This is a genomic window from Streptomyces sp. Ag109_O5-10, from assembly GCF_900105755.1.
Taxonomy (GTDB): Bacteria; Actinomycetota; Actinomycetes; order Streptomycetales; family Streptomycetaceae; genus Streptomyces.
Genome location: NZ_FNTQ01000001.1, coordinates 4,801,410 through 4,824,984, shown reverse-complemented (window position 1 = coordinate 4,824,984; position 23,575 = coordinate 4,801,410). Strand labels below are relative to the sequence as shown.

Annotated in this window: 16 protein-coding genes and 2 tRNA genes; 3 read left to right on the top strand and 15 right to left on the bottom strand. The window is 72.6% G+C overall.

What is annotated here, in order from left to right; genetic code table 11:
* The first annotated feature begins 12 nt into the window (after positions 1 to 12).
* A complete protein-coding gene (locus BLW82_RS22050) occupies positions 13 to 1,230 on the top strand; it encodes a toll/interleukin-1 receptor domain-containing protein (RefSeq protein WP_093501023.1) in 1,218 nt (405 codons plus the stop codon).
* A gap of 57 nt (positions 1,231 to 1,287) precedes the next feature.
* On the opposite strand, the gene fxsT is transcribed toward BLW82_RS22050, so the two are convergent.
* From fxsT to BLW82_RS22010, 8 genes are all read right to left on the bottom strand, one after another.
* The gene (fxsT, locus tag BLW82_RS22045; protein ID WP_093501021.1) at positions 1,288 to 5,286 is read right to left on the bottom strand and encodes an FxSxx-COOH system tetratricopeptide repeat protein; all 3,999 of its coding nucleotides are present in this window, start codon (positions 5,284 to 5,286) and stop codon (positions 1,288 to 1,290) included.
* Positions 5,283 to 6,458 (bottom strand): FxsC protein, encoded by a 1,176-nt coding sequence (gene fsxC / locus BLW82_RS22040; protein WP_093501019.1) that lies wholly within the window; start codon positions 6,456 to 6,458, stop codon positions 5,283 to 5,285. Before fsxC ends, fxsT begins: the two co-directional genes overlap by 4 nt.
* A gap of 236 nt (positions 6,459 to 6,694) precedes the next feature.
* Positions 6,695 to 8,128 (bottom strand): aKG-HExxH-type peptide beta-hydroxylase, encoded by a 1,434-nt coding sequence (locus BLW82_RS22035; protein ID WP_093501017.1) that lies wholly within the window; start codon positions 8,126 to 8,128, stop codon positions 6,695 to 6,697.
* Positions 8,125 to 9,276, bottom strand: coding sequence for an FxsB family cyclophane-forming radical SAM/SPASM peptide maturase (locus BLW82_RS22030; RefSeq protein ID WP_093501015.1), 1,152 nt, complete (start codon positions 9,274 to 9,276; stop codon positions 8,125 to 8,127). The genes BLW82_RS22035 and BLW82_RS22030 overlap by 4 nt, the downstream gene beginning before the upstream one ends.
* Before the next feature lie 43 nt (positions 9,277 to 9,319).
* Complete coding sequence (gene fxsA, locus BLW82_RS22025; RefSeq protein ID WP_093501013.1) at positions 9,320 to 9,499, bottom strand: FxSxx-COOH cyclophane-containing RiPP peptide; 180 nt, start codon at positions 9,497 to 9,499, stop codon at positions 9,320 to 9,322.
* Between the two features lie 365 nt (positions 9,500 to 9,864).
* A complete protein-coding gene (locus BLW82_RS22020) occupies positions 9,865 to 10,173 on the bottom strand; it encodes a putative quinol monooxygenase (protein WP_093501011.1) in 309 nt (102 codons plus the stop codon).
* Positions 10,174 to 10,458: 285 nt separating this feature from the next.
* Positions 10,459 to 10,531 (bottom strand) — tRNA-Arg (locus tag BLW82_RS22015).
* 230 nt (positions 10,532 to 10,761) lie between these two features.
* Positions 10,762 to 10,852 (bottom strand) — tRNA-Ser (locus BLW82_RS22010).
* Positions 10,853 to 11,021: 169 nt separating this feature from the next.
* Here BLW82_RS22010 and BLW82_RS22005 point away from each other — a divergent pair.
* Together BLW82_RS22005 and BLW82_RS22000 are read left to right on the top strand one after the other, a co-directional pair.
* Positions 11,022 to 11,450 (top strand): SSI family serine proteinase inhibitor, encoded by a 429-nt coding sequence (locus BLW82_RS22005; protein WP_093501009.1) that lies wholly within the window; start codon positions 11,022 to 11,024, stop codon positions 11,448 to 11,450.
* Between the two features lie 257 nt (positions 11,451 to 11,707).
* Positions 11,708 to 15,796: a hybrid sensor histidine kinase/response regulator gene (locus BLW82_RS22000; protein ID WP_093501007.1), complete on the top strand. Its 4,089-nt coding sequence runs from the start codon at positions 11,708 to 11,710 to the stop codon at positions 15,794 to 15,796.
* Between the two features lie 99 nt (positions 15,797 to 15,895).
* Here the strand turns inward: BLW82_RS22000 and BLW82_RS21995 are convergent, their stop codons facing one another.
* The 7 genes from BLW82_RS21995 to BLW82_RS21960 form a co-directional block, all read right to left on the bottom strand.
* Positions 15,896 to 17,539 (bottom strand): long-chain fatty acid--CoA ligase, encoded by a 1,644-nt coding sequence (locus tag BLW82_RS21995; protein WP_093508188.1) that lies wholly within the window; start codon positions 17,537 to 17,539, stop codon positions 15,896 to 15,898.
* A 179-nt stretch (positions 17,540 to 17,718) separates the two neighbouring features.
* Complete coding sequence (locus BLW82_RS21990) at positions 17,719 to 18,294, bottom strand: SigE family RNA polymerase sigma factor (protein WP_093501006.1); 576 nt, start codon at positions 18,292 to 18,294, stop codon at positions 17,719 to 17,721.
* 190 nt (positions 18,295 to 18,484) lie between these two features.
* Positions 18,485 to 19,651, bottom strand: a complete 1,167-nt coding sequence (locus BLW82_RS21980) for a lipid-transfer protein (protein ID WP_093501004.1) — start codon at positions 19,649 to 19,651, stop codon at positions 18,485 to 18,487.
* Positions 19,648 to 20,097 carry a MaoC family dehydratase gene (locus tag BLW82_RS21975; RefSeq protein WP_093501002.1) on the bottom strand — a complete coding sequence of 150 codons (450 nt, stop codon included), beginning with the start codon at positions 20,095 to 20,097 and terminating at the stop codon, positions 19,648 to 19,650. Before BLW82_RS21975 ends, BLW82_RS21980 begins: the two co-directional genes overlap by 4 nt.
* Positions 20,087 to 21,145, bottom strand: coding sequence for an acyl-CoA dehydrogenase family protein (locus tag BLW82_RS21970; RefSeq protein WP_093501000.1), 1,059 nt, complete (start codon positions 21,143 to 21,145; stop codon positions 20,087 to 20,089). The genes BLW82_RS21975 and BLW82_RS21970 overlap by 11 nt, the downstream gene beginning before the upstream one ends.
* Before the next feature lies 1 nt (position 21,146).
* A complete protein-coding gene (locus tag BLW82_RS21965) occupies positions 21,147 to 22,214 on the bottom strand; it encodes a bifunctional MaoC family dehydratase N-terminal/OB-fold nucleic acid binding domain-containing protein (RefSeq protein ID WP_371131373.1) in 1,068 nt (355 codons plus the stop codon).
* Entirely contained in the window at positions 22,192 to 23,361 is a 1,170-nt protein-coding gene (locus BLW82_RS21960) for an acyl-CoA dehydrogenase family protein (protein ID WP_093500998.1), read from the bottom strand. The genes BLW82_RS21965 and BLW82_RS21960 overlap by 23 nt, the downstream gene beginning before the upstream one ends.
* Positions 23,362 to 23,575 lie beyond the last annotated feature (214 nt).

Below are 23,575 nucleotides of genomic sequence, written 5' to 3'. Positions count from 1 at the left end.
ACGAGGAGTCCCATGCCCGGTCCCCATGTATTCCTCAGCCGCAGCGAACCGCCGGGCTGCACCTGCAACTGCTGGCCGGCCCGCCGCGCCCTGGAGGAACTGCTCTACCAGGAGGGCTGCGAACCGATCATCGTCGACCGGGAGTCCCTGGTGCCGGGACAGGACTGGATGGAGGCCATCTCCGACGGCATGGGCCGCGCCCACGGCATGCTCCTGATCGTGTCCAGCCATGCCCTGAGATCCGAGCACGTGCAGAACGAGCTGGCCATGGCGGAACTGCGCAACCGGCACGACGGTTTCCCGGTGATCCTGCTGATGCTCCCGGAAGTGACCCTGGAGGCACTGGAGAAGAGCGGTCTGGGGTCGCTCAGCCCGAGCAGACGGCAGACCGTGGAGTGGCCGGGAAAGGACGGCATCGAATCCGTACGCCGCGACATCAGGCCGCAGCTCGATCTGATGCGCGCCGACCTGATCGGGGCGAAGGTGCACCACCGGGTGGTCCACCACCTGCGGGAGGTGGATGCGCAGAGCCTGGGCCGGGCCGGCGCGACGCTGGGGGTTCCGGTCGAGACGCTGTCCCCGCTGATGCGCCACCGGCTCGCCTCGGGTCTCCTGGCCGAACGGCCGAGCGAGCCCGAGACCGACCCGCTGCGCCTCGCCCTCACCGAGCTGCTGCCCCTGTCCGGCCCGGACGCCTCACGGGAGCTCATCCAGCTGAGCGTGACCCACGCCCGGGTGCCCGCGGCCGAGGCGGACCGGATGCGCGGGGTGCTCGGCGCCGGTTCCCCCAGGGTCGCGGTGCTGCCCGCGCTCTCCACGGACACGGCACGCCGCTACATCCACCGGGCCAGCGAACAACCGCTGCCCTGGGACCACTTCGTCGTCGCCCTCACCGCGGGCGGCGGCGTCCTGGGCGATCTGGTGCAGCGCATCGGAGAGGAACTGCTGGAGGAGTTCGACATCCACGACGAGGAGACGCTGCGCGAGCACGAGCACGACTTCGGCCCGGTCGTCGTGATCGTCCCCCATCCCCCGGACGCCGACCTGGTCAGGGCGCTCGACACGGCGTACCCGGTGGGACTGCTGTTTCTGTTCGTAGTCGACGGGGAGCTGCTCGGCGCCACCGGGGCGCTCACCCGGCTGGAGGGCCTGCCCGCCTGGCGGGAGGAGGAGATGAACCGCACGGTGCGCCGGTTCGTGCGCAGGTACGGGACGACTCTGCACAACTGACGCGGTGTGCCGTGGCCGCCCCGCACGGACCCCGGGGCGGCCACGGCACGGCCAGGCTCAGATCGGCGGCATCTCCAGGTCGAAGTCGATCCGCTTCCGGTCGTTCATCACCCGGACCAGGGGATGACCCGGCCCGAACTCGCGTTCGGCAGCCAGCGCGGCCTCGCGGACACCGGGGAAGGTGTCGTCGTGGCCCGCCAGGCTGCGGTCCAGGACGACGTTGTACTCCGCGCAGAGCACCCGCGGGTGATGATCGCGGTAGAGCTCGCGATAGGCCTCGTGGACTTCCTCGTCCTGGGCCAGCGCCTCGTCGTACCGGCCCAGCGCCGACAGCACGCCGGCCCGGTTGGCGCGGCAGGCGACGGTGGCCGGGTGGGCGGGGCCCAGCCGCTCGACGAGCAGCGGGAGCGTCTCGTCGGCGAGGTCCATCGCGCGCTCGGTCTCTCCGCTGTTCCTGAGGATGGCGACCAGGTTGGTCGCGGCCGACAGGGTGAACGGGTGGTCGTCGCCGAGCCGCTCGCGGTAACGCTCGAAGTTCTGCTTCCCGAGCTCCACCGCCTCCGATCCGCGGACCGGATCCAGCAGTGACAGGGCGAGCAGGTCACAGGCGAGATTGGCCGTGCACGACATGGTGTCGGGGTGCGCCTCGCCGTAGCGCTGCCGGTACACGTTCAGGGTGGAACGCGTCAGGGCCTCCGCCTCGGCGTAGTTGCCGAGACGGCGCTGGGTCACCGCGAGGGACGCGTCCGTGCCCAGCACGTCGTTGGACTTCTCGTCCTTCTGGATGCCGACGAACCGTTTACGGATCTCGATGAGCAGGTCGAGGGAGCCCTGGTAGTCGCCCGTCTCCCGGCGGTCCAACGCGACGCTTCCGGCGAAGGCCCAGGTGAGTGGCCGCTGGAGCCCGAGTGTCTGCCGGGACTTCTGGTAGGTCTCGGTCGCACGGTCCAGGGCTTCGCCGGGACGGCCCGCGAGGTTGAGGGAGACACCGAGGTTGTTCGCCGCCCGGAGGGTCTCCTCGTTGTCGGGGCCGAAGTGCGGACTGCTGAGGTAGAGCTCATAGGTCCGCCGGTCCTCGTCGTACGCCTCCTGGTAACGGCCCAGACCGCGCAGGTCGGCGGCGTAGTTGCGGGCGGTGACCAGGCTGTAGCCGTCGTCGGGGCCGAGCTGCTCGCGCTGACGCCGCAGGGTGTCGGCATCCACGTCGTGGGCCTCCTGGTAACGGCCGAGGGAGCGCAGTGGGTTGGCCACCTGGGCCGCGAGCCGCAGCCGGAGGTGGTGGTCCGCGCCGAGGGACTCCGTCCAGGCGTTGAGTGCCTTCTGCCCCAGCGCGGCGGCGGCCCGGTGGTCGCCGATGCGCCACTGGTTGCGGACCTGGCGGATGACCCACTCGCACACCCGCGCGTCGGTGTTGGACAGCGCTTCGGAGGGTTCCAGGTGGGGCAGCAGCTCCGCGAAGCGCTGCCGGACCGTGGCACTGTCCTCCTGGAAGGAGGCCGAGGGCAGCGCTCCCGCCAGCACGAGTTGTGCCTGGCGTCGTGTCCGTTCCTCGCGCTCGGGGTCCTCGCCCAGCCATTCGCGCACCGCGGCCTGGACCAGTCGGTGGACCTGGATGGAGCCGCTCTGCTGGTCCACCGTGGCCAGCGCGTACCGTCCGAGGTCGCGGATCAGGTACCCCATCACCATGGGGTCGAGCACGGATTCGTCGCCGGTCTCCTCGGCGAGCCGGTTGCGCATGGCGTCGCTGTAGAGGAGGGAGTGCGCGATCGGCTCCGGCGAGAGAAAGGAGCAGAGTTCGAGGAGCCGCACCGCCGCGGGCCGCTCGTTGCCGAGCCGGTCGACGGTCAGCCGCCAGACCGCCAGGAGGGACTCCTGCTGGCTGTCACCGCTGCCGCCGGTGCCGCCGGTGCCGCTCAGCACCGTGCTGACCCGGCTGTTGACCTGTTCGAGGTAGGTGTCCAGGGGCATGGCCGTCTGCCGCAGCCAGGCCGCCGCGAGTTCCATGGCCATCGGGAAGTCGCCGAGCGTCTCGGCGATCCGGTCGGCGTCCCGCGCGGAGAGTCCGTCCACCCTGCGGCGCAGCAGGGCGATGCTCTCGGACCTGTTGAAGGCGTCGACCTCCACCGCGATCTGGTTCTCCTCGTGGGGCGAACGCCGGGCAGTGAGGATGACATGTCCCGGCCCCTCGGCTGGAAGGTACCGCTCCACTGTCGTGTCTCCCTCGTCCCGGGTCTCTCCGTTCGTGTCCTGGCTTTCGGTGATGTTGTCGAAAACCAGCAACCAACGACCGTGATCGCCATTCTTAAGCGCCGTCACGGTTGCCTGCGCGCGTTCGTCGACCGTGTCGCCGGGAATTCCCAGCTCCAGCCCGAGTTCCGCGAGAAGCTGAGGGATCCGGTTGGGCTGTTCGGCCGGAACCCAGTGCACGAGGTCGTACTGGGAACCGTACCTGTGGACGTATTCCTGCGCGATCTGGGTCTTTCCGATCCCGCCGAGCCCATAGAGGAACACCCTGCCCACCGGCGTGTCCGGACGCAGCGACTCGGCGTTCAGTTCGGACCGCAGCCGGTCCAGCTGTACGTCGCGGCCGGTGAAGGCGTTGTTGCGGCGCGGTACGTTGAAGATCCGGGGGGCCAGGCCAGGATAGGTGAGGTCCCCGCTGACGGCGGGGATCCGCGTTTCGAGTTCGAGCAGGCCGAAGAACCTGCTGAGCACCTGCGTGGCGGACTGGTCCACCAGTGTGAATCCCGGCAACCCGCGCAGCGCCGGCTCCGGCGTGTGCTCCCGGGTGCGCAGACCTATGATCCTGGGCCCTTCGGGGGCCGCCGCCAGGACGCGTACCTCGTCCGCGACCGGTGTGGTCGCGAAGTCCGGTGAGAGCAGCGCGACGACCACGTCGGCTCCCTCCGGCGGAGCGCTGGACAGCGGCACGGACGGGCTGCTTCCGCGCAGCGCCACGGAGATCCCCGCGGCCTGCAGCTGGGCCGCGATCCACTCCGCCCAGGCGCCGTCGCGCAGCGCGTAGTCGACCCGCACCCGGGGCACGAGGCGGCCGCCGGGTACCGGTACCCGCTGGAAGCGGGCGAGCAGCTGCCTGCGCACCGGCTCCTCGACCGGCCGCAGGGCCGTCACCTGACCGTCCGTGATCACCGAGGTGAGGCGTTCGTAGGCGCCCAGCAGGGAGGCAGGCTGGCGAGGTGTGTCCGCGACGGTGGCCAGCACCTCCTCGTAGGCGAAGAACGGCTTGTAGGGGATCTCCACCGCGCCCCAGTAGCCGTCGGGGTCCGCCGCCCGTGGCGTGTCCTTCAGGAACTCCTGGAAGCGCTGGCGGGCATGGCCCCGGCTGATCACGAGCTTCTCCTGCTCGGCGTCCTCCACCCGCATGGGCACGGGGAGGATCTTGACGTGCGGGACCGTGCGCCGGACGTCCGCGGCCACGCTGGCGCTGCCGTCCACCGACTGGGTGTTCAGCGTGAAGCAGTCGACCAGCACGTCCGGCATGACCATCGTCGTTATGCCGGACGTGTCGCTCCAGCCCGTCCGGCTGTCGATCAGGGCGTAGTCGTAGTTGCGGCGCATGTCCTCGCGCAGGGCGTGGAGGAATGCCGCACCGCCACGGCGGTCGTAGAACCCCTTCCAGTCGTACGTGTTGATCGTCTCGGAGTATTCGGGGGTCTTCCGCCCCGGGGAGACGAAGTCGACGTAACCGCCGCTGTCGAAGCTCCGTGACAGGGTCGAGGCGAAGCGCTCGACCCTCGCGTACTGGCTGTAGTCGCCGTCGACCGGCCTCGGCCTGGCCAGGTCGAACCCGCGGATCAGGTCGATGAGACCGGGAGTGGAGTCGAGCTCTGGGTCGCCCAGGAAGGGGGCGAAGTAGCGGTGCAGACCCGGCGCCTCCAGGTCCCAGTCCATGGCCAGCACGCGTTTTCCGTTGCTGGCCAGGATCCAGGCCACGTTCGCCAGGGCCATGGTGCGGCCGGTGCCGCCCTTGAACGAGTAGAACGTGACGATCGTGCCGGACTCGCGGGTGCCGGCGTCACCCGAGTCGAACGTCATGAGGAATACCTTCCGAGCAGGGGAAACGTGCGGAGACCTTCGGCCGGCGTTGCCGGTGACCGAACGGACTCCGCTGACTTGAGCGCCTCGTTCTGGAGGCGGATGAGGACCTTGCGCAGGGAGGAGGTGAAGCTCTCCGCGTCCGGCAGCCCCCAGCGGTCGTACTCGCTGTGCTGCCCGCGCATCAGGGGGAGCGTGCGGTCCAGGAGTTCGTCGAGGGCGACGGTCTGTTCGAGCGACTCGGTGTCGTCACGGGACCTGGGTTCGAGCGCCGTCGTCGCATCGGGGCTGCGGTCGTCCACGGCCGCCAGCAGCCGCCGTTTCTCCCGGCGCATGGCCGCCCAGGCGTCCACGAGGAGCACGACGAGCTGCTCGGGATCCCCCTCCGCGCTGATCCGGTCCACGGTCTCCTGGTCCAGCGGCAGCACGGTCGCGGTGAAGTCCAGGGCGGTGGCAGTGTTCTTCACCAGCGAGACGAGTGCCTCGTGCTCCCCCGGAGCGTAGGGCGACCAGTCCAGGGCCGTCTTCCCGTAGTACTGGCTGGAGCGCCGCTCCTCGGGCAGGTCGTCCTCGGCCGTGGACGCCACGACGAAACTCACCGCCTGGCCGCCGACGGGCACCGGCGCGCCGAGAGGGGAATGGCTGCCGGCCGCATCGAATCCGTGCACCTCGGGAAGCTGTTCCGCGGCTCCGACGATGCGGTCGGCGGTGGCCCTCAGCACCTCCTCGTAGTCGGACCGGTAGCGCGCCTTCAGCCGCAGCAGGTGCAGCAGCCCGTCACGCCGGTAGGCCTGGGACCGCGCGCCGAGGGACGGGTACGGGAGGACGGCCTCCAGCGCGTGCGCGGGGTCGGGCTCCCACATGACGGGGACGACCGCGTCCGCGCTGCGCCCGGTCCTGGACCGCTGCATGTTGAGGCGCCGCTGGAAGTAGGACAGCTCGGCCCGGCAGTACGACTGGCTGAAGTAGCGGGGCGAGTGCAGCACGACCAGGACGGTGGAGCGGCCCAGCAGTTCCACCGACACGTCCGACGAGTGCGGCTTCCCACGGACCCCCACGACTTCCGGGGAGCGTCCCGTGCGCTGGGCCACGACCCGGCAGAGGTCGTGAAAGAACGACGCGACCCACTCCTCGTCGACGGTGCGAACGTGACTCAAGTAGAAGTGGCTCACGATGATGGCTCCATAGGCACAACGCGGTCCCGGGACGGGCCGGACCGGCGGATCGGCCGAGTGGTTGCGGGGGACACTCCGCGCGACTCGTCACCACCGGCACCACGTCGATGTTTGTTGCGGACATGGCGAACATCTGGTGATGCACCCGGGCCACGCGTTCTCGCCGCTCGCTGCGCGGCCGCGGCTGTCCGCCGCACCGTCGCGTTTCCGCCGTGCCACCGCGTCCTCATATATCAGCCCGCCCCCGGTGTCGTTTCGTCCGACGTCTTCCCACCGCACCCGGCCGTGCCGCGGCCCGGGCCCGCCACGCCCTGTACAGGGGAGGAAGGTCCGCGCCTTCGCGTCAGGTCCGGCGCCTGCCGCGACGCCACCCGAACGGGTGGGGGACCACTGCGGCACAGGGAGGGTGGCGGACGCACCGGGAAGCCGCAGCGCGCCGCCTCGTCCGCCATGTTCGCGACGAAGCGGGCACCGACGGGCGTGAGTGCGGGGTGGACCTGCAGAATCCCCAGGGCGTCCGCGACCTGCCGCCCGTAATGGTGCAGACGTGCCCGCGCGGCACGGGCCTGCATGCCGCTCAGTTCCCGGTGGCGACGGCTCCAGAACTCCAGGAGCGCCAGGTGGGCGTGGGTTCCGGTGAGCACGGACCCGACGGGGCGGGCGTCCTCCCGCCAGCCGACCTGCTGCAGTGTGCGGTCCTCGGGATCCGCGAGATCGACCAGATCGGCGAGGGCCCCGAAAGCGATGTGCGCGCTCTCGTGCACCACCGTCTCGGCCAGCCGTACCGGATCGGCGGTGTAGGAGGCCGCGATCGCCCCGTAGGCCTCCCGCGCCGAGGAACTCACCCCCCGTCCGGTCCACGGCGGCCGCAGCGGCACGAGCGCCGTCCACAGGGCGGCACAGGCCGCCGCCCGTTCCGGGACGAGGCGCGTCACCACCTCCCACGCCGAGGCGACCGACACCTGCCAGGCGTGCAGTTCCCCAGCCGTCTGGCGGGGCAGCACCGGATGGCGGTGCGCGTGCCGGTAGGGATCCGTGTCCTCCAGGACCACCGACAACGGCGGCGCGTCTCCCGGAGGCGTGGCGGTCAGGGGGCGCGGTGCGCACAGGGCCGGGTCGCCGGGGGCGGGTTCGTCCCGCTCCACCAGGGCCACGGATCGTCCGGCCAGGTCCAGGACGTCTCCGCGCAGGCGGGCCTCCCGCGCGCCCTCGGTCAGCCGGACACTGCCCAGCGTGGGCAGCCAGACCAGCGAGTCCGGTGCCGGAAGGGCGAGGTGCGGGCGGAGCCCGGCCCGTAACGCGGCGGCGGCCGCCAGACCGGTCAGCCGGGCGCACTCGGCGCTCGCGCGGACGGCGGCACGCGGGTCGTCCAGGTCCCGCAGGCAACGGCCCAGCCAGACACCGACATGGGGATGGAGCAGTACGTCCTCGAAAGCCCGGACGTCCGCGCCGCGGGCCCGCAGGCACAGCTCCCAGGCCACCGCTCCCCAGGACTCCCAGAACTCCGGCCTGCTGCTCCGGGCCGTGTCGGCGACGCTCATCAGCATCAGCAGGCGCCGGGAGACCTGGCCGTCCCGCAGGACCCGCAGGGCGGCCGGGGACGGCCTGCAGGCCGCCACGCCCGCGAAGTCCCCGACGGTCATGCGCAGGGTCGCCGGGGCCGTCACGACACGCTCCCGAGCAGGGCGTCGGCGTCGGCCACGACACGGTCCCGGATCCGGGTGGTGAGCACGCGCAGGTCGGCGCAGTACACGCTGGCGTTGGCGAAGCCGGTGTCCGGGCGGAAGCGGTGGGCACGCAGTCCGCCGCCGCACAGGCGCACGACCTCACAGCCGCGGCACACGTCGGCGAGCGCCGCCAGGCCACCGCGGCGGGCGTCGGCCACGGCCGGGTGCCGCGCGGCGGTGTCGAAGTCGTGGGTGAAGATGTCGAGACCGGTGGCCGCGCCGCCCTCCTGTGTGACCTTCAGCGAGTCGGACAACTCGATCGTCCCGTCGCTCTCGACCACCAGGAAGTCCGTGTCGGCCAGTCCCGTGCTCTCCGAGCGCACCTCACCGCCGAGCGCGAGGTCCACGAGGTCCTCGAACAGGCGGACCCCGGTCTCCTGACGCGGTGCCGTGTACCACCTTTCGAACACCGTCAGGAGCCAGTTCGCATACGGTGTGCGATCCGGGTCGTGGCCGGGCGGCGGGTGTTCCCAGGTGGCGTGCGGCAGCAGGAAGTTGACGGCAGGCGGCTCGTACGCGAGCAGGGACTCGAAGACGTCGAGCGGCGCGTTGTCGAGGTCCACCGTGCAGAGCAGACCCGCGAACAGCGCCTTGTTCTCGGGTCTCCTCAACAGTTCCAATCCCCTCTGGACGGCGGCGTGGCTGCCGCGCCCGTTCCTGGCACGCCTGTGGCGGTCGTTGGCCTCGCGACCGCCATCAAGACTGACGCCCACCGACACCCCGTGTCGGCGGAACAGGTCCATCCACAGGGGATTGAGGAGTGTCGCATTGCTCTGCACGGAAATATCACACTCAGCCGTGCCGTGGAGCTCCAACTCCAGTACTTCCAGCAGGTGTTCGATTCGCGGCAGGCCAGCGAGCAGGGGCTCGCCCCCGTGCAGGGTCACCCGGACCCGGGGCAGGGCGTGACGCCTGGCGTGCTCGGCGATGCGACGGGCCAGCTGATCCGCGGTCCGGGGGGACATGACCGTCGGTTTGTGCCGCCAGCTGCGATCGGCCATCTCGTACACGTAGCAGTAGTCGCATGCCAGATTGCACGGCTGGGCAACCTTGACCACCCACTCGACGAAGGGGTTCGCATCACGCACGTGCCACCTCCTGCCACGCGGTCCCCCGCTGCCTACGCACCCATCAGAGCGCCGAAGTGAACATGGACACGTCCACCGCGCGATGCTCCAGAGTGTCCCGCCGGACCCGTCGTATGGACCTGCCCAGAGCGTTGCTGGGCAGCTCCTCCAGATCCAGGGTCGCGGAACCGCTGAGGTCCACCACGTCGAAGTCGATCTCCACGTCAGTCCCTGACGTCTCCATGAACCCCCCGTGCTCCTCGCCCCGCGGACCTCGGCCGGTGTTCCGAACCCCGCGGATGTCAACCTGCGTCGGGCCGCAACCGGCGCCGCCGGACGCCGAGTTGCGGAAGAGGTAGCGCTGTTCAGTTCTCGTCTCAGGGAAGCACACGGATCAATCGAGGGCCAGCACGCAGGGGCCGTGGGCCCGGGTGCGGCCTGATCTCATCGGCTCCGGCCTCAAGTCCTGCGGCCCGACGTGGCGTCGACGGCGGTTCGACCCCGCGCCACCATGAGCCTTCCCCGCCGCATGACGGTCTGACCCATGACGGCGACCACACCTGGGCAAAACGTTTCCGGTGACGGCGCGACAGCCCGGACGGCGGGTCGCTACCGGATCACGCCTTTGTCGGGGTCGCCGAGGGGGACGCTCTCCACCGGCCAGATCTCGGTGGGTGCGGCCACGAGGGGCTCGAGCGCGTTCCTGATCCGCCGGAGGTTCGCGCCGGCCACGTGCGCCCGGAAGTCCTTGGAGGTGAGCCAGTGCTCGACGATGAAGACGTCCTCGCCGTCGGTGTGCAGCGCCAACAGCGCACAGCCGGGTTCCCGATGGACCACCGGGGCGAACCCGCGGTAGACGTCCAGCACCTTCTGGATCTGACCCGGCGCGGGATGCAGGCGGGCGACGACAACGGGCATGCGCGCGCTTCCTTCCGGGGCAGCCGCACGGGCTGCGGCAGGGGGGGGGCGGGTCCCCGCCTCCAAGACGCACCTCACCGGCCGGCCCGCCACCGGTGGGCGGTGGCGGGCGGCACAACCACAACCACCGGCATCATCACCTTGCCGAGGGCCGCCTTCGTCTCCGGCGGCCACAGCGAAGCATCGTGCGCTCTTGGCTCCCCGGGATGACCCGGCCCCGCACTTCGCTGCCGTACACCCCGGAACGACAAAGGCCCCGGAGTGATCCGGGGCCTTTGATCTCTGTGCACTCGGCAGGATTCGAACCTGCAACCTTCTGATCCGTAGTCAGATGCTCTATCCGTTAAGCTACGAGTGCTTGTTGTTTTGTTTTTCTGTCCTCGCTCCCGGCCCTTCCGGCCCGCTCGCGGCGACAGGAAGAACATTACATGACTGCCGCCGCCATGTGAAATCCGTTAGCCGCACCCCTTGTGAGCTGCGGAAACGCCGTATCGGGCGGGTTCCGGCCATGGGGGGTTCGCGGCGGCGGGGCCGTGAACGCGAATCAGGGAGCCCAGACCGAAACGGTTGGACTCCCTGAGTCAGGCGCGGAGGCGGAGGGATTTGAACCCTCGATGGGCTTTAAGGCCCAAACCGCATTAGCAGTGCGGCGCCATAGACCGGACTAGGCGACGCCTCCAGCACAGCCGCCCGCGCGAGCGCGAGTGGTGCGTGCAGATGATGACACAGTCGAGCGTGCTGTCACCAATCGGCTCCCACGGTACTAGGCAGCCGGGCCGCAGGGCAAAGCCCTTCCCTCCGGCGGGGGCGTCGCGCAACGTCCGGCCGGGACGAGCGTTGGGCAGGACATGTCGCACTTCGCCGTGCGGGGCGCCCTCGGGGCCGTCGCCGCCGTCCTCGGGTCCGTCCCCGCCCTGCCCGCCTCCGCCGCCGCGGGCGACCACCTCACCGTCACCGTGCGCCATGCCGGAGACGGGCGGGACGGGACGTACGAGCTGTCCTGTCACCCCGGCGCCGGCAGCCACCCGGACGTGACCGGGGCCTGCCGGGTGCTGGACCGGAACACCCGCTGGGGCCGGGACACCTTCGCGCCGGTCGCCCCGGGCACCGCCTGCACCATGCTCTACGGCGGCCCGGCCACCGCCCGTGTCACCGGGATCTGGGCCGGCCGCCCGGTCGACGCGACGTACGACCGCAGCAACGGCTGCGAGATCGGCCGCTGGGACCGGATGGTGCCCCTGCTCCCCGGTCCGGACACACCGGGTGATCCCGGCTGACGGACGGGCCCGGCCGCCAGGGGCGGGCACAGGCGTTTCACGGCGCGGCCCCGGGTGCGCAAATGTCTCGCGAAGATATGGCGGAGCCGAGGCGTGTCGGTCACATGTTCGCCGTCACTTCGTCGTGCGACCTCCCTCTCATCCGGCGCCGCTAGCGCAACCGGTGCCTTTAGACTCCCTCGCGTGACACGCCGCGGGCCGGTTGGCAAGATGGCCCGAGCGGTCGGCAAGGTGCGGTAACAGGGAGGAAGCGTCTCGTGAGCAGCAGGCCATCCCGAGGCGCTGCTCGCCTCGCAGCCATACTGGACGCGCTGCCGGATGCGTTGGTGCTGGTCAACGCCAACGGCACCGTCGTCAACGCGAACACCATCGCCCTGGAGGCCTTCGAAACCCCGGGCACCGCGCTGGTGGGACGCGGGCTGCTCGACCTGCTTCCCCAGTTCGACTCGCGGCTGATCCCGGGATCCATGCGGCGGCCCGATCACATGGACCCGCGGGGGCGGACCAAGCCGACCCGGATGGTCGCCCGGCGCACCGACGGGACCGAGTTCCCGGTCGAGGTCACCAGCGCCAACCTGGAGAACGGGCAGCAGGCCTACGACGGTTACGGCTACAGCGGCGACGAGCTGCTGATGCTCGTCGTCCGCGACCTGACCGGCACCGTCGACACCGAGGCCGAGCTGGCCCGCTCGCAGCGGCAGACCGAGATGATCCTGCGGGCGGCGAGCGAGGGCGTCGTCGGGACGGACACCGACGGGCGGATCGTCCTGGTGAACCCGGCCGCCGCCCAGATACTGGGGTACCGGGCCGGTGAGCTCGGCGGCAAGGAGCTGCACAACCTGGTGCTGCACTCGCGCGCCGACGGCTCCCCCTTCCCGTACGCCGAGTCGCCGCTCGCCGACACCCTGCGCTCCGGGCGCAAGCACCGGGTGCGCGGGCAGGTGCTGTGGGCCAAGGGCGACAAGAAGGTGCCGGTCGACCTGACGACCGCACCGGTGCGCGACGGCGACCAACTGGTCGGCGCCGTGATGACCTTCACCGACCGGCGGCCCTACGACTCGGTCGTCGACGAGAAGACCGCCCAGGAGAAGGCGCACGCCGAGGAGCTGGAGCGGCTCTCCGAGGAGCACGCCTCCGACCTGACCGCGCTGCGCCAGAAGCACGTCACCGAGGTCGAGGAGCTGCTCGAACGGCACGCCGAGGAACTGGCGGCCGGCGAGGACCGGTACGCGGCCCTCGGCGAGCGCGAGAAGGACCGGTACGAGGCCCTCTCCGGGCGCCACGAGCAGCTGCTGACGCTGCTCGCGCAGTCGCTGCGCGGCCCCCTCGACGAGTTGCGCCGGGAACTGGCCGCGCTCGCCGCCGACGACGCCGGGCAGCTGTGGCCCGAGGCCAACCAGGTGCTCCACCATCTCTCGGCCGGTTACTCGCGGATCACCCAGCTCATCGACAACGTGCTCGGCTACCAGCGGCTGGACGCGGGGTCGGAGGACATCAACCGCACGAAGGTCATGCTCGACGCCGTCGTCGCCGCCGGTGTGGACGGGGCGGTGGAGCTGATCGGGCCCGGGCGGGTGCAGTTCGCCGTGCACGCGCCGCCCATCGAGGCCGAGGTCGACCCGCAGCGGCTCGCCGTCGCGCTCGCGCATCTCGTCGCGGACGTGGCCGGGGTCGACGCGACCGGCAACGCGCCCGTCTCCGCGGGCGGCTACATGGACAACACCGTCGTGGTCGCGGCGGCGCAGCGCGGCGAGGTCGTCCGGATCGAGGTGCGCGGTCCCTACGCCGGGGGAGACCCGGTGCACGAGCCGATCGTGCGCGGGATCGTGCGGGCCCACGGCGGGGTGCTGCAGACCCACGAGGTGCCCGGCATGAGCGGCAGCGCGTTCGTGCTGGAGGTGCCGATCGGGGGCGGCGCCGGCGCGGTGCCCCCGCCGCCCGGTGCCGAGGTCGAGCTCGTCGCGGCCACCGACGAGACCGGTGCCGGTGGGCGGCGGCGGGCCCGGCGGCCCTCCGTGGACGCCTTCCTGGAGAGCGACGCGCCCGGCGAGGCGGGCGGCGAGGGCGAGGCCCCGGTCCCGCCGACCGGACGACGGCGCAGGCGTGCCGCCGAGGCGGCGGGCCCGGAGAGCGGACCCGCGGCGATCGAGAGCGCGGAGCCGGCGTCCGGCGGTACCGGACGGCGGCGCGGACGTCCGGCCGACGGTGACGGCGGCGGCCCGGGGGTCGCCGAGGGCGCCGTGGTGACGGCGGCCGAGCAGGGTGCCGGGGCGGCTGCCTCGGGTACCGGGCTGGGCGGCACCGTTCCCCCGCAGGGCGTACCCGTGCCCGTGCCGACGTCGGGGCGGCGCGCCCGGCGCGAGCCCGACGAGCGGCAGGCACTGCCGCCCGCACTGCCCTCGGCACCGTCCGGGCAGGCGGGCGGACAGGCGGGCGAGCCGGTGTTCGACGAGAGCCAGTCCGGCGGGCGCCGGCGGCGGGCGCTGGCCGCCGCGGCCGAGCGGGCGGAGCAGCAGCAGGCGGGCCCCCGCCCGGTCTTCGCGCTGCCGCCCGCGGAGGCCGACCGCGCCATCGACCCGGCCGACGCGATGGAAGCCATGGAGGCGGCGGGCGACGAGGGCCGGCACGACGCCGTGTCGCACGGCCAGGCCGAGGACCACACCCCGCCGCAGCCGCACCCCACCGACGGGCCGACCGGCCGCCGGCGGCGGGCGGTGGGCCAGCCGCCGGCCGAGAACACCCCGGCGGTACCGCCGGTGCCCGCGCAGGCGGCCGCTCCCGGACCGCAGCCGGTACCGCCGGTGCAGCCGCAGGGCGTGCCCGTCCAGCCCGGCCGGCCGCAGGGCGTCCCGGCGCAGGCCGGACCGGCGGCGGCCCAGGTCGCCGCGCCGGCCGGAGTCCCCGGCGCCCCGGCGGCAGGCGCCCCCGGCACGGCCGTACCGGCCCAGGCGGCGCCGCAGAACCAGCCGCAGCCGCCGGCTGCCGCTCCACGCGCCCCGGGGCAGCCCGCCCCGGCCGCCGGAGCCGCGCCGGTGCCCGCCCAGCCGCTGCCGCTGCCGGCGGAGGCCGCGCCGGTGGCGCCCGTACCGCAGCAGTGGCCGGGCGCCGACAACGCTGCCGCCGCCCAGCCGGCGCGTGCCGCGCAGCCGTTGCCCGCCGAAGCGGCCGCACCGGCTCCGGTCGACCCGGACTCCACGCAGGGCCGGGCGTTCAGTGTGCGGACGCTGGGGCAGGGGGTGCCGTTCTCGCGGCAGGCCGCGCAGGTGCAGCAGCCGACGCCGACCCCGCCCCCGCACCAGCCGGGCGGCAACGGCCGGCGCCGCAAGCTGGGCACGCGCCCCGATCCGGGAGCGGCCGCGGAGCAGCCGGGGGCCGAACAGTCCGCCCGACCCGCCCAGTCCGCCCGGCCGCATCCGCCGGCCGAGCAGCCGGTCGGCGCCCAGCCGCCGCAGCCGTCGCCGGCCGGGCAGTCCCGGCTGGTGGGTGCCACCGAGGGCGGCGGACGGTCGTACGCGATAGGCGCCCCCGACGTGAACGCCGCCGAGGGTCCGGAGCCGCTGGACGGTCCGGGCGGGGCGGTCGAGGTCGCGGACCTGCCGCGCCCGCAGCCGCTGGACGACGAGCTGCCCCCGGAGCCGCTGGACAACCCGCGCCGGCTGCTGGTGTGGCCCGCGCCGGACGTCACCACCCAGCAGGAGCTGAGCGACCGCGGCTACCGGCCGGTGATCGTGAACTCCCGCGAGGAGGTCGACGCGCAGATCGCCGCGTTCCCGGCGGCGCTGTTCGTGGACCCGCTGACCGGGCCGATCACCCGGACGGCGCTGCAGTCGCTGCGGCAGGCGGCGGTGGCGGCCGAGGTGCCGGTGATGGTCACGGCCGGTCTCGGCCAGGCGACGCGCGAGGCGGCGTACGGCGCCGATCCCGCCGTCCTGCTGAAGGCGCTCGCGCCCCGGGACAGCGAGCAGCATCCGCCGCGGGTGCTGCTGATCGAGGAGCACGCGGAGATCGCGCTCGCGCTGACCTCGACGCTGGAGCGGCGCGGGATGCAGGTGGCGCGGGCGGCGAGCGACGCGGACGCGGTGACGCTGGCCGGGCAGCTGCGGCCGAACCTGGTGGTGATGGACCTGATGCAGGTGCACCGCCGACAGGCCGGGATCATCGACTGGCTGCGGGCGAACGGGCAGCTGAACCGGACGCCGCTGGTCGTCTACACGGCGGCCGTCGACCAGGCGGACCTGCCGCGGCTGGCGTCGGGGGAGACGGTGCTGTTCCTGGCGGAGCGGTCGACGAGTGCCGAGGTGCAGAGCCGGATCGTTGATCTGCTGGCCAGGATCGGGACGAACTGAGAGCGCCGGTCGGGGAACTGCCGACCTTCGGCCGCGGGTGATCCGTGGCTGGTCGCGCAGTTCCCCGCGCCCCTTTCGGGGCGCCTCAGTGCCGGGCGTTCACAGGCTGGTGACGTCCAGCTCCCCCTCGGCGTACCGCCTCCTGAGCACCTTCTTGTCGAACTTGCCCACGCTCGTCTTCGGCACCGCCTCGATCACCGTCCAGCGCTCGGGGAGCTGCCACTTGGCGATCTTGCCCTCCTCGGCGAGGAAGATGCGCAGGGTCTCGAAGGTGGCCGTGGAGCCCTCGCGCAGGACGACCGTGGCCAGCGGGCGCTCGCCCCACTTCTCGTCCGGTACGGCCACCACCGCGGCCTCGGCGACGTCCGGGTGGGACATCAGCGCGTTCTCCAGCTCGACCGAGGAGATCCATTCGCCGCCGGACTTGATGACGTCCTTCGCCCGGTCGGTGAGGGTGAGGAAGCCGTCCGGGGAGATGGTGCCGACGTCGCCGGTCTTCAGCCAGCCGTCCTCGCTGAACTTGTCCTCGGGACGCAGGGGTTCGGCGTCCGGACCGTTGTAGTAGGCGCCCGCGATCCAGGGGCCGCGCACCTCCAGCTCGCCCGCCGACTCGCCGTCCCAGGGGAGGCGCTCGCCGCCGGGGCCGCTGAGCCGGGCCTCGACACTGGCCGGGAACCGGCCTTGGGTGAGGCGGTACGCGAACTCCTCCGCGGTGCCGACCGCGTGGGCCGGCGGACGGGCGACGGTGCCGAGCGGCGAGGTCTCCGTCATGCCCCAGGCGTGGCAGACCCGCATGCCCAGCTTGTCGAAGGCCGTCATGAGGGAGGGCGGGCAGGCGGCGCCGCCGATGGTGACCTGGGTGAGGGAGGAGACGTCCCGGGGGCGGGCGGTGAGCTCGCCGAGCAGGCCCTGCCAGATGGTGGGGACCGCGGCCGCGTGCGTGGGGCGCTCGCGCTCGATCATCTCGGCGAGCGGGCCGGGCTGCAGGAAGCGGTCCGGCATCAGCAGGTTGACGCCGGTCATGAAGGTGGCGTGCGGCAGGCCCCAGGCGTTGACGTGGAACTGCGGCACGACGACCAGGGACGTGTCCTGGTCGGTCAGGCCCATCGACTGGGTCATGTTGACCTGCAGGGAGTGCAGGTAGATCGAACGGTGGCTGTACACCACCCCCTTGGGGTCACCGGTGGTGCCGGAGGTGTAGCACATGGCGGCGGCCCGGCGTTCGTCGAGCTCCGGCCAGTCGTAGCCGGTCGGCTTGCCCGCGAGGAGCTCCTCGTACTCGTGCACGGCCACGGTCGCGCCGGCGAGGAGGGAGCGGTCGCCCGGACCGGAGACCACGAGGTGCTCGACGGTCGGCAGCTTGGACAGCAGGGGCGCGATCAGCGGGAGCAGCGAGCCGTTGACGAGGACGACCTTGTCCGCCGCGTGGTTGACGATCCAGACCAGCTGCTCGGCGGGCAGGCGGAGGTTGAGGGTGTGCAGGACCGCGCCCATGGAGGGGATCGCGAAGTACGCCTCGGTGTGCTCCGCGTTGTTCCACATCAGGGTGGCCACGCGGTCGTCGCCCTGAACCCCGAGGTCGCCCCGCAGGGCGTGCGCCAACTGGGCGGCGCGGTCGCCGATCTCGGCGAAGCTGCGGCGGTGCGGCTCACCCTCGCCGGTCCAGGTGATCACCTGTGACGCGCCGTGAACCCCCGACCCGTGGGTCAGGATCCTTGAGATCAGCAGCGGTACGTCCTGCATGGTGCTCAGCACGGCGTCCTCCCGGGGGCGACATTGCCTACTCGGTGGCTAAGGGGCTGCGCTGATTCTGCTCACATACCGCGCGGTATGTCACTAGGAGGAAGCCAACAAAGCCCGTTCGGACGCTTCGAACACCCCGGGACGCTCCGGCAGTTCCGGACGCGCCGAAGGCCGGCCGGTCAGCGTGCGAGGTCCAGCTCCGGGTCCTCGCGCAGCTTGCCCAGCGCACGCGACACGGCCGACTTCACCGTGCCCACCGAGACCCCGAGCACCTCGGCCGTCTGCACCTCGCTCAGGTCCTCGTAGTACCGCAGCACCACCATCGCCCGCTGCCGCGCCGGGAGTTTCGTGATCGCCCGCCACATCGCGTCGTGCAGCGCCTGCCGTTCGGCCGGGTCGTCCTCACCGGGCACCGGCTCGGGCTCGGGCATCTCGTCGCAGACGAACTCGTCGACCCGGCGCTTGCGCCACTGCGAGGTCCGGGTGTTGAGCAGGGCCCGGCGCACATAGCCGTCGAGGGCCCGGTGGTCCTCGATCCGCTCCCAGGCCACGTAGGTCTTGGCGAGCGCGGTCTGGAGGAGGTCCTCGGCATCGCTCGGGTTCGCGGTCAGCGACCGGGCGGTGCGCAGCAGGACGGGCTGGCGGGCCCTGACGTACGACGCGAACGACGGATAGGAGGGGCGGGCGTACGGGCGGGTCTGCCGCGCCGAGACAGCGGCGGCGTCCGAAGCGCCGGTGCAGACGGGTGTGGTCATGGCTCCACGCTATGAGCGCGCGGTGTCACCGCGGATCGGCCGCAGGTCCCGAAGCCGGGTCCCCCTCAGGTTGTAGGGGTGAGGCTGCCCACACCTCCTGAAGGTGGAGTACGGGTGTGGAACTCCTGCGGGTTTACCCCTGAGGGGGAGGGCCCGGGGGGACCCCGGCGGACCCCAGGGGGTGGCGGCCTCACCCGTCCGAGGTCAGGACCAGCCCGGACGTCGGTACGCCCGTGCCGGCCGTCACCAGGACCCGGTCCGCGCCCGGTACGGGGTTCACGGCGGTGCCGCGCAGCTGGCGCACCCCCTCCGCCACCCCGTTCATCCCGTGCAGGTAGGCCTCCCCGAGCTGGCCTCCATGCGTGTTCAGCGGCAGCCGCGCCCCGGCCACGAAGTCCGCGGCCTCCCCCCGCCCGCAGAACCCGAACTCCTCCAGCTGCATCAGCACGAACGGGGTGAAGTGGTCGTACAGGATCCCCACGTCGATGTCCGCCGGGGCCAGTCCGCTGGTGCGCCACAGCTGGCGGGCCACCACGCCCATCTCCGGCAGCCCGGTCAGGTCGTCCCGGTAGAAGCTGGTCATCTGCTCCTGGGCCCGGCCGGCCCCCTGCGCGGCCGCCGCGATCACCGCCGGCGGATGCGGCAGGTCGCGGGCCCGTTCCACCGACGTGACGACGAGGGCCTGGCCGCCGTCCGTCTCCTGGCAGCAGTCCAGGAGCCGGAGCGGCTCGACGATCCAGCGGGAGGCCGCGTGGTCCGCGAGGGTGATGGGGCGGCCGTGGAACCAGGCGGCCGGGTTGGTCGCCGCGTACGCGCGGCCGGTCACCGCCACCTGCCCGAACGCCTCCGGGGTCAGCCCGTACGTGTGCAGGTAGCGCTGCGCCGCCATCGCCACCCAGGACGCCGGGGTGAGCAGGCCGAACGGCAGCACCCAGCCGAGCGCCGCGCCCTCCGCCGACGGCTCCCGGTGCTGTACCCCCGAGCCGAAGCGGCGGCCCGATCTCTCGTTGAAGGCGCGGTAGCAGACCACCACCTCGGCGACCCCGGCCGCGATCGCCAGTGCCGCCTGCTGGACGGTCGCGCAGGCCGCGCCGCCGCCGTAGTGGACGCGGGAGAAGAAGGACAGCTCGCCGATCCCGCAGGCCTGCGCCACGGTGATCTCCGGGCTGGTGTCCATCGTGAACGTCACCATGCCGTCCACGTCCGCCGGGGACAGCCCCGCGTCGTCCAGCGCGGCCCGCACCGCCTCCGCCGCCAGCCGCAGCTCGCTGCGCCCCGAGTCCTTGGAGAACTCGGTCGCCCCGATGCCGACGACCGCCGCCCGCCCGCCGAGCGAGTCCCGGCCCCGCACGCTCATGAGTCCGCCTCGTCGGTGAGGGTGACGGTCACCGTGGCTTCGGTGAAGGTGAGGGTCACCGTGCCGGTCACGTGGTTGCCGAGGCCGTTGGCGCCGACCACCCGGACCGTAGCCGTCCCCCGCTCGTCGTCCAGCTCCTCGATCCGGCCGGTCAGCACCATCGTGTCCCCCGGGTAGTTGGGCGCCCCGAGCCGGATGGCGACCTTGCGGAGCTCGGCCGTCGGGCCGAAGTAATCGGTGACGTACCGGCCGACCAGGCCGTTCGTCGTCAGGATGTTCATGAAGATGTCCGGGGAGCCCTTCTGCCGGGCCAGTTCGGCGTCGTGGTGCACGTCCTGGTAGTCCCGGGAGGCGATCGCTCCCGCCACGATCAGCGTCCGTGTGACCGGGATCTCCAGCGGCGGCAGCTCGGTGCCCACTCCCGGCCGGGTCGTCTCAACTCCCACTCTCGATCAACTCCCCCAGTTCCTGGAGCACTTCGCTCCCGCTGCCCAGATACGCGTCCAGTTGCCGGCCCCACAGGAAGTGCCGGTGCACGGGATGGCCGACGTCGGCACCCGCGCCACCGTGCAGGTGCTGCCCGGTGTGCACGACCCGCTGCCCGGCCTCGGACGCCCACCAGGCCGCGGTCAGCGCGTGCGTGGCGTACGGCAGGCCGGCGTCCCGCCGCCAGGCCGCCTCGTACGCCGTCACCCGTATCGCCTCGATGTCCATGTGGGCGTCGGCGGCCCGGAGCTGGACGGCCTGCCGGGTGGCGAGCGGGCGCCCGAACTGCTCGCGGGTGTTGGTGTGGGCCACGGCCCGGGCGAGGGAGCCCGCGCAGACGCCCGCCTGGAGACCGGCGAAGGCGGTGCGGGCGGTGGCCAGGACGTCGGCGTAGACGTCGGGGCCGGAATCCGGGCCGGGACCGGAGCCCAGGACCTCGGCCGGGGCCTCGTCGAGGACGAGCCGCCCCGCCGACCAGGGCGCGGTCAGCTCGGCCTCCTCGATGCGGGTGCCGGTGCCGGTGCCCACGCCGAGCGGCACCAGCCACAGTTGCCGGCCGGCGTCCGCGACCAGGGCGTGGGTGGCGTCCCGCAGCCACGGGACCACGGGGACGGTGCCGCTCAGTCCGCCCCGCGCGGAGGGCCGCACCCCCTGCTGGGCCGGGAACGCCCCCGCCACCACCACCGACCCGTCCCCGATCCCCGGCAGCAGCCGCGCCCGCTGGTCGCCGGTGCCGTGCGCGGCGATCGTCAGCTGCCCGTACACACAGCTCGCCGCGTACGGCACCTGGGCCGTGGTACGCCCCTGCTCCTCCAGCAGGAGCACCAGTCCCAGCAGGCCCAGCTCCGCGACCGCGGCGACCAGTCCCGCACCGCACAGCGCCTTCCACAGCTCCGGGTCGCTGCCGGTGCCGGCCGCCCGCAGCCGCTCGTGGGTGGCGAGGTCGGCGAAGATCCGCGCGGCCAGATCACGGGCCTCGGCCTGGTCCTCGGTGGGCGTGAAGTCCACGTCAGGCCTCCGCACCGAGAGCGCCGGAAGCCCCGGAAGCGCTGGAAGCCCCGGCAACCCCCGCAGTCCCCGCAGTCCCCGCAGTCCCCGCAGTCCCCGCAGTCCCCGCAGTCCCCGCAGTCCCCGCAGCGTCGAGCGTGCCGAGGCTGCCGAGCGTGTCGGCCACCCGGAAGACGGGCAGGGTCGACGCCCCGCCCTCGTCCTCGTAGCGGCGGAACTCCACCCGTACCGGCAGCCCGATCCGCACCTTGTCGTACGGCACCCCCACCACGTTGCCCACCATCCGCACGCCTTCGGCGAGCTCGATCAGGCCGACCGCGTACGGCGGGTCGAAAGCCGGGAAGGGCGGGTGGTGCATCACGACGTACGACCAGACCGTGCCCTCGCCGGACGACTCGACGGTGTCCCAGTCGAGGGAGCCGCAGGCGTTGCAGCCCGGCAGCCAGGGGTGGCGCAGGGTGCCGCAGCCGGTGCACCGCTGGATGAGGAGCCGCTCCGCGGCCACGCCCTCCCAGAAGCCGGCGTTGTCCCGGTTGACCACCGGACGGGGGCGCGGCGGAGCCTTGGCCGGCCGCCCCGCGGGCGCGTACTTGAGGACGCGGAGACGGTGGACGCCCACCAGCTCCTCGCCGACCCGGATGTCCGTGCGCGTGGTGACGAAGTAGCCCGTGCCCAGCTTCGTCGTCTTCCGCGCGGACACCGACTCGATCACCGTGTCGAAGGCCGGCTCGTCGCCCGGCCGCAGCGGGCGCAGGTACTCCTGCTCGCAGTCGGTGGCGACGATCGAGACACAGCCCGCCGCGTCGAGCAGGGCGGACATCTCGTCGTACGCGCCGGTGCGTGCCGTGTTCCCGGAGAGGCCGCCCATCGTCCAGGCCTGGAGCATGGTGGGCGGGGCGATCGCGTCCGGCCCCTCGTACGCCGGGTTCGTGTCGCCCATCGCCTCGCACCAGTGCCGGATCATGGGCAGGTTGACGGGGTCCTTGGCGATGCCCGCCCGGGAGGCCGGCTGCCCCTCGTACGCCTTGAGCCGCGCCCCCAGCTCGTCAGTCCCCCCGGCCACGGCCACCCCTCCGCATCCCGAGCCGCATCGTCGCGACGATCTCCCGCTGCACCTCGCTCACCCCGCCCCCGAACGTGTTGATCTGTGCCGCCCTGTTGAGCCGCTCCAGCTCGCCGTCCCCGAAGACTCCCGGCGAACCGGACCGGACCCATGCCGCCTCGCCGACGATCTCCTGACACATGCGATACGTCGCGACTGCCGATTCCGTTCCCGCGAACTTCACCCCGCTGGCCTCCGCGGGAGCCACCCGGCCCGCCCCCGCGTCCCCCACCAGACGCCAGCTGAGCAGGCGGTTCGCCGCAAGTCGGGCATGCGCCTCGGCCAGCCGAGAACGAATCCACGGCTCGTCAATGCGGCGCCGACCGGTCACCGGATCGGGGGTGCGGGAGGCGGTGAGCGCGGCCGCGTAGAAGTCCTCGGCCTGCATGCCGGTCGCGGCGAGGGCGACCCGCTCGTGGTTGAGCTGGTTGGTGATGAGCGACCAGCCGTCGTGCTCGGCGCCGACGAGGCTGTCGGCGGGGACGTGGACGCCGTCGTAGTACGTCGCCGTCGTGATCTGCCCGCCCACGGTCTCGATCGGCGTCCAGGAGAACCCGGGCGCGTCCGTGGGGACGAGAAGGATCGAGATGCCGCGGTGCCTGGGCGCCTCGGGATCGGTGCGGCAGGCCAGCCAGATCCAGTCGGCGTGCTGGGCGCCCGAGGTGAAGATCTTCTGCCCGTCGATCCGCCAGCCGTCGCCGTTCCGCACCGCCCGGGTGCGAAGCGCGGCCAGGTCGGTGCCCGCCGAGGGTTCGCTGTAGCCGATGGCGAAGACCAGGTCGCCGCGGAGGATGCCGGGCAGGAAGCGGGCCTTCTGCGCCGCGCTGCCGTACTTCATCAGCGTCGGCCCGACCGTGTTCAGGGTGACCATCGAGACGGGGGCGCCGGCCCGGTACGCCTCGTCGAAGAACACGAACTGCTCGTCCGCACCCCGCCCTTGGCCGCCGTACTCGACGGGCCAGCCGAGGCCGAGCAGGCCGTCCGCGCCGATGCGGCGCAGCAGGGCGCGGCGGTCGGCGGGGTCCTCGGGGGCGGGGGGCGGGATCAAGGACCGGAAGTAGGCGCGCAGTTCGGCGCGCAGCCGCTGCTGGCGTTCGGTGGGAGCCAGATGCATGGTTTCTGACTGTCCGTCAGATGCGGCTGGCTGTCAAGGTCGAAAGAGGGCGGCAGGAGGGGCGGCGGGCAGCGAAAGGGGGCGGCAGGAGGGGCGGCAGGCAGAGAAAGGGGACGGCAGGAGGGGCGGCAGGCAGAGAAAGGGGACGGCAGGAGGGGCGGCAGGGGAGACAGGAGGGGGCGTGGGCGACAAGAGGCCTAGGGGGAGTGCCGGA